Consider the following 781-nt stretch of genomic DNA (forward strand, 5'->3'; position numbering starts at 1 on the left):
GGACCTGGAAGGCCTCGTAGAATTCCTCGACATTGCCGGCGATGGTGTTGCAGCGGAACTCGGCGGGGGAGTGGGGATCAATCGCCAGGTACTGCACGGCCATCTGGGGGCGGATCGCGGTGCGCCACACCCGTGCCCAGGAGAGGAAGAGACGCTGCAGGCCGTTGAATTCCTGGCCGAGGAGCTCTGGTTCTGAACCCTCAGCTTCAAAGGTCTTCTTCGGGGAGGTGGCAAAGTCCAGGCCCTGATCAGCCAGGTACTTCTTATAAGCCACCACGGCGATACCCAGTCCACCCAGGTCACCGATGTTCTCACCCACGGTGAAGGCACCATTGACGCCGGTGGTTTCAATACCGTTTTTCTTCAGCACCGCCGGAACCAGGCCTTCGAATTGATCGATGAGGCGTGTGGTGAGCTTGGTGAACTCCTCACGGTCCTCATCGGTCCACCAGGAATTCAGGTTGCCATCACCGTCGTATTGGCTGCCCTGATCATCAAAGCCGTGGCCGATCTCATGGCCGATCACGGCACCGATGGCACCAAAGTTCTCTGCCGCATCCGCTTCCGGATCGAAGAAGGGGGCGCGCAGAATGGCAGCGGGGAAGGTGATGTCATTGACCACCGGGTTGTAGAAGGCATTGACGGTCTGCGGGGTGGTCACCCACTCATCACGGTCCGCCGGCTTGCCCACCTTGCTCAGCTCATAATCATGGAGGAAGGCTGAGCCACGGCGGATGTTTTCCACCAGGTCCTTACCCTTGCTGGAGAATTCCACATTTTC

The 781-nt window shown here is 59.2% G+C and carries 1 protein-coding gene; it reads right to left on the reverse strand.

What is annotated here, in order from left to right; genetic code table 11:
• Positions 1 to 745 (reverse strand): M13-type metalloendopeptidase (locus EAO36_RS08270; RefSeq protein WP_328588062.1); only part of this gene is annotated, 745 nt, incomplete at its 3' end.
• Positions 746 to 781 lie beyond the last annotated feature (36 nt).

Source organism: Helicobacter mehlei, from assembly GCF_003660265.1.
In the GTDB taxonomy this organism is placed as follows: domain Bacteria; phylum Campylobacterota; class Campylobacteria; order Campylobacterales; family Helicobacteraceae; genus Helicobacter; species Helicobacter mehlei.